The organism is Clostridium algoriphilum (assembly GCF_020443705.1).
Taxonomy (GTDB): Bacteria; Bacillota; Clostridia; order Clostridiales; family Clostridiaceae; genus Clostridium_AD; species Clostridium_AD algoriphilum.
In genome coordinates, this window is record NZ_JAIZZK010000071.1 from 1 (window position 1) to 7,599 (window position 7,599).

Genomic DNA, 7,599 nt, shown 5'->3' on the forward strand with positions numbered 1-7,599 from the left:
GCCTTGATTTTTTGTTGGTCTGAGATAATTGATTTTCTTCCCATAAAAAATAGCCCTCCTTATAGTAAACAGTTTTATTATTTAACTGTCTACCATAAGGGGAGCATATCAAAGTGAACTCCCTTTTATCAATTTTCTTCCCTGTATTCTAAAATATCTCCTGGCTGGCACTTAAGTTCTTTGCATATAGCCTCAAGGGTAGAAAATCTTATTGCTTTTGCTTTATTGGTTTTTAATATAGACAAATTAGAATTTGTAATTCCTACTTTAATTGCTAGTTCAGATAAAGAGATTTTCCTTATTGCCATCATTACATCTAAGTTTACTATTATTCCCATGTATTTCACCTCAATTTATTCATATACTACGAAAATCTATATAGTAAAGTCGTTTTCTTCTTTAACTTCAATTGCCTGTTTAAAAGCCTTAGAAAGAATAAGTGTAAAACAGCCTGCAAAGAAGAAAATTATAAACTCAATGTCAGTATGAATTCCTTTAGTATCAATCTCTATTAACTTAAAATTTATATATTGATTATTGATAAAAAAATTGAACACATAACAACCAGTAATTATAAAACACGAAATAGAAACATTCCTTAAGCTTTTAACATTTTCCCATATAAAAGGAGTTACTTTAACTAAGGAATTCATAATACATCTAAGATAATACATTATGCAAAGTAATGCAAAACCACCTAGTACAAATAAAATACAGGTGATAATATTTCTAAAGTTAAGTAAGTTTACTTGATCAATCACCAAGGCTTTTCTCAATATTAATAAATATATGATAAAACCTATAATTATTAATACATCTAACATTAACTTTAGTAGAGATGATAAAGATGTTTTTCCATAATATTTCATATAAATTTCCTCCATGACTTGTAATTTTGTTGTTTTAAATTAAAGACTACTTTACTTTAACAAGTAAATATAAATCAATGTCATTAATATCAACATTCTGTGTTTCTTGATTTCTATTCCCAGATATGTTTATAAACACTATTTTAACCTTTATCTTTTTATTCTCATCAACAAATGTCATTTCTTCAATGGGTAATCCATCGACCTTTGATGAATCTGTATATTTATCTGCAAGTGTCTTTACAAAAGAATTTAAACTCTTTCTATAAACCTCTTTATTACCATAGTTTATTTTTATAGTCTTTGATTCATAGTCATATGATACATCTAAATCACTATTTGAGATACTTTGAGCAATATTTATATTTTTCATATCGATTAAATAGTCATATCCTTTTATATCTATATTCTTATCTGATAGTTTTCTCATAAAATTAAAACTCTTACTAGTTGAACTATTGCTTTGAGTATCAGAAAATCCAAATACCTTATTAGTATCATCTAATTTAAAGTTTACAGGTAAATATTTGACATCAGAAAGGTCGTGGTTATTATTAAAATATCTAAGTATACTGCTTACCTCTTCCCTATCTTTAATTGAAAACTTAGTAAAACTTTGTAATTTATCATTCTTAATCATATTATTTTTTACAAGTATTTTTTGGAGTCTATTATTCTGACTCATCTTTGAAATTGAGTAACTACTAAGCGGACCAAATACAGAAATAAGTGCAATAATTGAAAGTGTAACAGGAATTATTATATTCCTTAGCTTTTTACTAAAGCAGAAATATAACATTATGAAAAATACCCAGAGGGCTAAAATAACAACAAAATATCGTTTTTCTGTTACTCCATAAGCATTTATTCTAATTCCTATAGAAATAAACATCATTATTAAAAGTGGAAGTATTATTTTAGGTGCATACTTTAAAAATTTATTTGCAAAACTTACTTCCTCCCTTATAGGAGTAATAAAGAATAAGATGCTTGTAACAATAACTGAGTACCACAAAACCAGGTTTGATACTATACCCATTGGCCATGACCAGGTTAATATTATCTTTCCAAAGTATATATATAAAATCATTGTGTATACAGTTAAAAGTGGCATTACAATATATAAAATTAATATTCTTAATAGTTTTGGATAAGATTTTGAGGTTATTTCTTGATCTTTATGTGGTATTCCTGCAAGAAAATATGAAAGCGCAAATATAAAAACTACAAATAGCAATGTATAATAGTAAATTTCACCTCTAATTATTATTCCAAGCAACTTGTCTATAGTAAATAAAATTGCAGAAAGTCCAGAAAAAAGTACAATTGAATAGATTACGGTTATGAAAAAGCCTGTAAATATAGTTATAACATACATCTCAAATTGTTCTTTTCTTAGAATATATGGTATAAATATAAACCCTAAATATAAAGCAAGACTTACGGCAGTATATCTTGTGGTTGTTACCATTCCTAAATTTTTTAAGAGAAAAAAATAATACAGTATGAGTATTAATCCACCGCTAAAATAACCAATCGCAATCCTATAGGCATTTCCTTCCCCCATCTTCTCAAAAGTAAGTTTTATGCAAAGTGACAAAGGTATTCCAAGTGCTAATACCAATGCTATTTTACTTAGAGTATCATCTTTTGGATTAATTTCTGAAATAGTTATAAGCACAGCATAAGTTGAAGCTGATAGAAGTACCGTTAAAGGAAATCTCTTAAGACTTAAATACAACCTTGTGAAAATATTTCCAATGGATTTTATAAGTTTCATAGCATTGCCTCCTTATAGTTTATATATTTTTAAATACTAATTATGATTTTTCATACACACACTTGTAGAGTATGAAATTACTTGTTAACCTATATAAACTTTAGAATAATATTATCATACTATTGTTCTTTTTACAATATATATTTACTGTTTATCAATAAATATATATTGTAAAGTGTGTTTAATACCTTTCTTCCCAATTATTATATAAAGATTAGAATTCATTAAATTTACCAATACATCAGACATATAACAAAATTTCTGCAAACAATAAAACAATTAGACAATAGATTCAGCATCTATTGTCTAATTGTTTTATTTCTTTTGCAAATTTTTTATTTTTTAATTATGTCAAATCAAAACTTCTTTAACAGTTTCAATCGTATATGTCTGAAAATTCTATCTTTATCCTTTCTATATTACTTCCCCTAGCTATGTTTGCATCTGAAATAATCGTTCCGCTCTCTGGTAACCCCTTCTCAGGAAGTTCTATTATAAAGTCACTTCCACTACCATATTGACTCTCAACCCTAATCGTTCCACCCTGCATCTCAACAAGAGATTTTACAAGAGAAAGACCGATACCACTACCCTCTCTATTTCTTGAAAGAGATTTATCTACTTGTACAAACCTTTCAAAAATAGACAATTTCATATCAGCAGGAATTCCAACGCCAGTGTCTTTTACAGATACAAGTATACCTGAATCTTTATCTGTAATATTAACAAATATATTTCCTCCAGGCGGAGTGAATTTTATTGCATTAGAAAGAAGATTTAATATTATTCTTTCTATTTTATCCGCATCACAAACTATTGTTTTTTCTTCAATATCAGTATCAAAAATGAGCTCTAACTCTTTATGTTTAGCATAATTTGTTACAGACATAGTTATATCTTCTATAATGGCCACAATATTTTCATTTTTTAATCTCAGATTAAAATATCTTGCATCAATTTTGGTAATATCAATTAAATTATTTACTAACCTTAATAGTCTATAACTATTTTGCTTCATGATGTTATAATATTTCTTTACTTTCACTTCATTTTCAATGTTCGATTTGTTTTTTTCATTCAAATTCAGCAATTGCAGTGCACTAAGCATTACATTTATTGGTGTTCTAAGTTCATGTGATAAATTACAAAAAAATTCATTCTTTAACTTATCATATTCCCTTGCTTCATCTAACAGTTTATTTTGTTCGGCAATTTTCAACTTAAGATTATCCGAGTTTTTACGTTCTGAAATGTTTCTTACCACACTAAGTATGCACCAATTACCTTCATATCTGATAGCTCCAGAATATATTTCAATATCTATAATACAACCATCATATGTCACAAATTTTTCTTCAATTAAAGGTGCTGATATTTTATTATCCAGTATATTCTTAAATCTTTCAAGTACAATTTGACGATACTCATTTGGAACAATATCAAATGCGTTTTTCCCTATAATATCTTTAAAATCATTAAGATTTAATAGTCTTTTTACAGCTTTATTTACAAACATTGTTTCGTACTTTGAGTTTATAATAAACACACCTTCATGAATGCTATTTAAAATATATGAAAGTTGCTGTTTAACCGACGTACTATCAACAGACTGTCTAGTTGTGTTTGCAAGTAGCAAAGTTGATTTTCTTCTTTCACATCCTAAACGACATTCCATTAGATTTTTTTGTATAAACATACTAAAAAAATCTAATCCTACAGAAATACAATCATAAGGAAGATTTACATACTCTGCGAATTCCTCAAGATTTTTTAAAGAGTCCTCAAAAACTCCTGTATCTAAAAGGATAATTTTCGCAGAAGCTTCCCTGAAAACTATTTTTGCATGTTCATTATCAAGCCCTAAAATTCGAATATTTTTTTCCCAATTTCGAAGCCACCCTGGTGTAACAAGATATGCTTTTTCACTAATGAAGTGAGCAATTATATCTCTGTTAGTAAATAATTCAAAACAGTATTCTAATCTATGTATTTTACACTTTTCACTATCAATCAGAATTTTATTTAAACTCGAACAGTATGTACCACAAACAATAATAATTTTATTACAGGTTTCCTGTAGTCTCTTAATTGCTTCTAGCTGCTCATTTCGTCCGATTTCGCCATAAATACACTCTGGGAGAAATGCTGCAATTTCAACATTTTTCATATTATTTTTCTTTATTATAACTTCAACCTCTTCAGCAAAATCTTTGCAAACAATTACACCTAATTTTTCATTCATTTATCTCACCCATTCTAAAAACTATTTACTTTCTTTAATATTTTCTTCTTACATTTGTTTATTATAACTTATAATACATATAATGTATTGAAAAGTTTCTATATTTACTTCAAAGTATTTTCAGTAAAACAAGGAAAGAGCATATGCTCTTTCCTTATATACTCTACTTTATATATGACACGATCAACTATGAATTCATGTAATCTCTAGTCCATGGCAGATCGTTATTTACACCTTTTGCAAATAATATCTGATGGACATTAATGTTACCACGATTAAAAGATGCCGCACATGAATTTAAGTATAGCCTCCACATTCTTATGAATATCTCATCTTTTCTCTTTGCTACTATAGGTAGGACACTCTCAAAATTTTCTGCCCATCGTTCTAATGTCTTTCCATAATGTCTCCTAAGGCTTTCTATGTCTATTAATTCAAATTCTTGCTCTGCTATATCAGTAATAATATTTTTAATTGCAGGTACATGTCCGCCTGGAAAAATATATTTGTCTATCCAAGTATTGTTGCCACCCTTATTTACCGCTGTTATACAATGAATTAAAGAAAGACCTTTATCTTTCAACAAATTATTTACTATTGAAAAATACTCAGACAAATTTTCTAATCCTACGTGCTCGAGCATTCCAACACTAACAATTCTATCAAAATTTACATTCTTAATTTCTCTGTAATCTTGAAGCTTAACTTCAACTAAATTTTCTAATCCCTCGGCTTTAATTCTTTCATTAGCCTTTTGGAGTTGTTCTTCACTCAAGGTAATTCCAATACCCTTTACTTTATATTGTTTTGCTGCTCTAATTATAAGTTCTCCCCAACCACATCCTATATCAAGTAAGCTTTGACCTTCTTTCAAGTTTAACTTTTCTAAAATATGATTTATTTTATTATTTTGAGCTTCATCTAGAGTATCTGTATCATTCTTAAAATATCCACAAGAATAATTCATAGATTTATCTAACCATAATTTATAAAAGCTATTACCAATATCATAATGAAATTGTATGTTGTCCTTACTTCTTTTTATGCTGCTTTTTATTTTTTTTATTAGCTTTTCGTACATCTCACTCTTACTTAGAAAACTTTCTTTGTTATTATATAAAGATTCAATAACAGCTTGTACATTTCCTTCTATTTCTAATTTTTTAGTCATATAGGCCTCTCCAAGAGTTATAGATGGATCATTTATAATGTCCCCCTTTGATATTGGCTCATTTAAAATAATTTGAAACTTACTCTCACCTTCACCGAATTTTTCTACACTTTCATCCCAAAATTTAATTTTAAATGGATCAGAAAACATATTTTTTAATAAAGTTTTATAAAATAATTTGTCACCAACCAAAATTTATCACTCCTCAATTAAATATTAAACATAATATGCATATTTATATGGTTAATTACTACATATAATAAATAATACTTTATATGTAGTTTTATAGATTACATAGTTAATTGTTTTTTGTTACCTGGATACAATCGTAATAAACCTGCCCAGTATACCACTTTCTTTTATGGTACCTCAAACATATAAATTTACATAATTTAAAATATATGCAGTATGCAAATAGATACTACACCACTAACATGTATGTACTAACAAAAGTAACACTATTATCTATTATTATACCATTAAAATTAATTTCTGAAAACTAGCTAAATACATACATATTTTGAGTTGATAACTATTAATTAGCTATTAAAATGATTAACATAATGACTACATTGTTAATATTATATAATATTGTTCTTTATTTTTATTTAAAGTTTGGAATAAAAAATAAGGGGGAGATTGTATGTCTTTAGATAGTAAAAATACCGCGGATTATTCAAAAATTAAACACTTATATTCTAACTATAAAGAAATAACTTATCCTGTTTTGAAAGACATGTTTGTAGCTGGCCTAACAAGGCATGGACTAAGCGATGAAGATGATGAATTTTTAGATGTTACTGCCACAATTTTAACAAAGTTCCACAAAGATAAAACGATTTTACCTACTATAGTAGATATGATCTTTTTTAGAAACAGAGAAGGTCTTTTTACTCATGACCTAATTTGGGCTTTTTTTCAAGCAAGAGATCCCTATAGCTTAATGTTGATTGCAAATTATTTAAATTCAGATGACATAAATGATGTTAAATTAGCATGCAAACTTTTAGACTTTGTCCCTTCCATAGATATGAATATTGAAAAAGATAACAAGAAACAATACATGGATTTTTTTAACTGGCTTAAGGAAAATTATTCTTATTTACATTTTACAGGAGAAAGTTATCAGAGAACCAGTAAACCTGTGCCTTATATCGTAGCTTTAGATGCTAAATATCTGTGCAGACAAGTATCTATTAATACTGGTAAACCCTTTTTACCATTAACAAAGAGAGAAAGTAACTTATTAAGTCGTTTTTATAACTTAGGTGAATATAAACAGCTTCTCTTATCAAAATATTCCCTTAGAATTTATTATGAAAATATAAATTTGTGGAAATCATGGATTAACCATTCCATAACTAAGCAAATAAATATTGCTGAATCTAAATTATAATGTTCAAAACAAAATATTGCTAAACTCTATAGATAGTGTTAACTAACTTATGAAAAAACAGGAATGTAAATATTAGGGTTTTAATTGCACGTTGAAAAGTGAAAAAATACTTTGAAGAAATACAATGCAGTTTTGTTTGTA

6 protein-coding genes are annotated in these 7,599 nt (G+C 27.4%); 1 reads left to right on the top strand and 5 read right to left on the bottom strand.

All coding sequences use genetic code 11. From position 1 onward, the window contains the following. Window positions 1–128: 128 nt before the first annotated feature. The 5 genes from LGK95_RS21510 to LGK95_RS21530 form a co-directional block, all read right to left on the bottom strand. The gene (locus LGK95_RS21510; protein ID WP_226126951.1) at window positions 129–338 is read right to left on the bottom strand and encodes a helix-turn-helix domain-containing protein; all 210 of its coding nucleotides are present in this window, start codon (window positions 336–338) and stop codon (window positions 129–131) included. Window positions 339–374: 36 nt separating this feature from the next. Further along, window positions 375–869 carry a DUF2975 domain-containing protein gene (locus LGK95_RS21515; protein WP_226126952.1) on the bottom strand — a complete coding sequence of 165 codons (495 nt, stop codon included), beginning with the start codon at window positions 867–869 and terminating at the stop codon, window positions 375–377. A 46-nt stretch (window positions 870–915) separates the two neighbouring features. Then, window positions 916–2,649, bottom strand: coding sequence for a DUF4153 domain-containing protein (locus LGK95_RS21520; RefSeq protein WP_226126953.1), 1,734 nt, complete (start codon window positions 2,647–2,649; stop codon window positions 916–918). Window positions 2,650–3,025: 376 nt separating this feature from the next. Then, window positions 3,026–4,891, bottom strand: coding sequence for a PAS domain-containing sensor histidine kinase (locus LGK95_RS21525; protein ID WP_226126954.1), 1,866 nt, complete (start codon window positions 4,889–4,891; stop codon window positions 3,026–3,028). A gap of 187 nt (window positions 4,892–5,078) precedes the next feature. Continuing rightward, window positions 5,079–6,254 carry a cyclopropane-fatty-acyl-phospholipid synthase family protein gene (locus LGK95_RS21530; RefSeq protein WP_319001950.1) on the bottom strand — a complete coding sequence of 392 codons (1,176 nt, stop codon included), beginning with the start codon at window positions 6,252–6,254 and terminating at the stop codon, window positions 5,079–5,081. A gap of 451 nt (window positions 6,255–6,705) precedes the next feature. Between LGK95_RS21530 and LGK95_RS21535 the strand changes: the two genes are divergently transcribed. Beyond that, window positions 6,706–7,458 (top strand): hypothetical protein, encoded by a 753-nt coding sequence (locus LGK95_RS21535; protein ID WP_226126955.1) that lies wholly within the window; start codon window positions 6,706–6,708, stop codon window positions 7,456–7,458. Window positions 7,459–7,599: the final 141 nt, after the last annotated feature.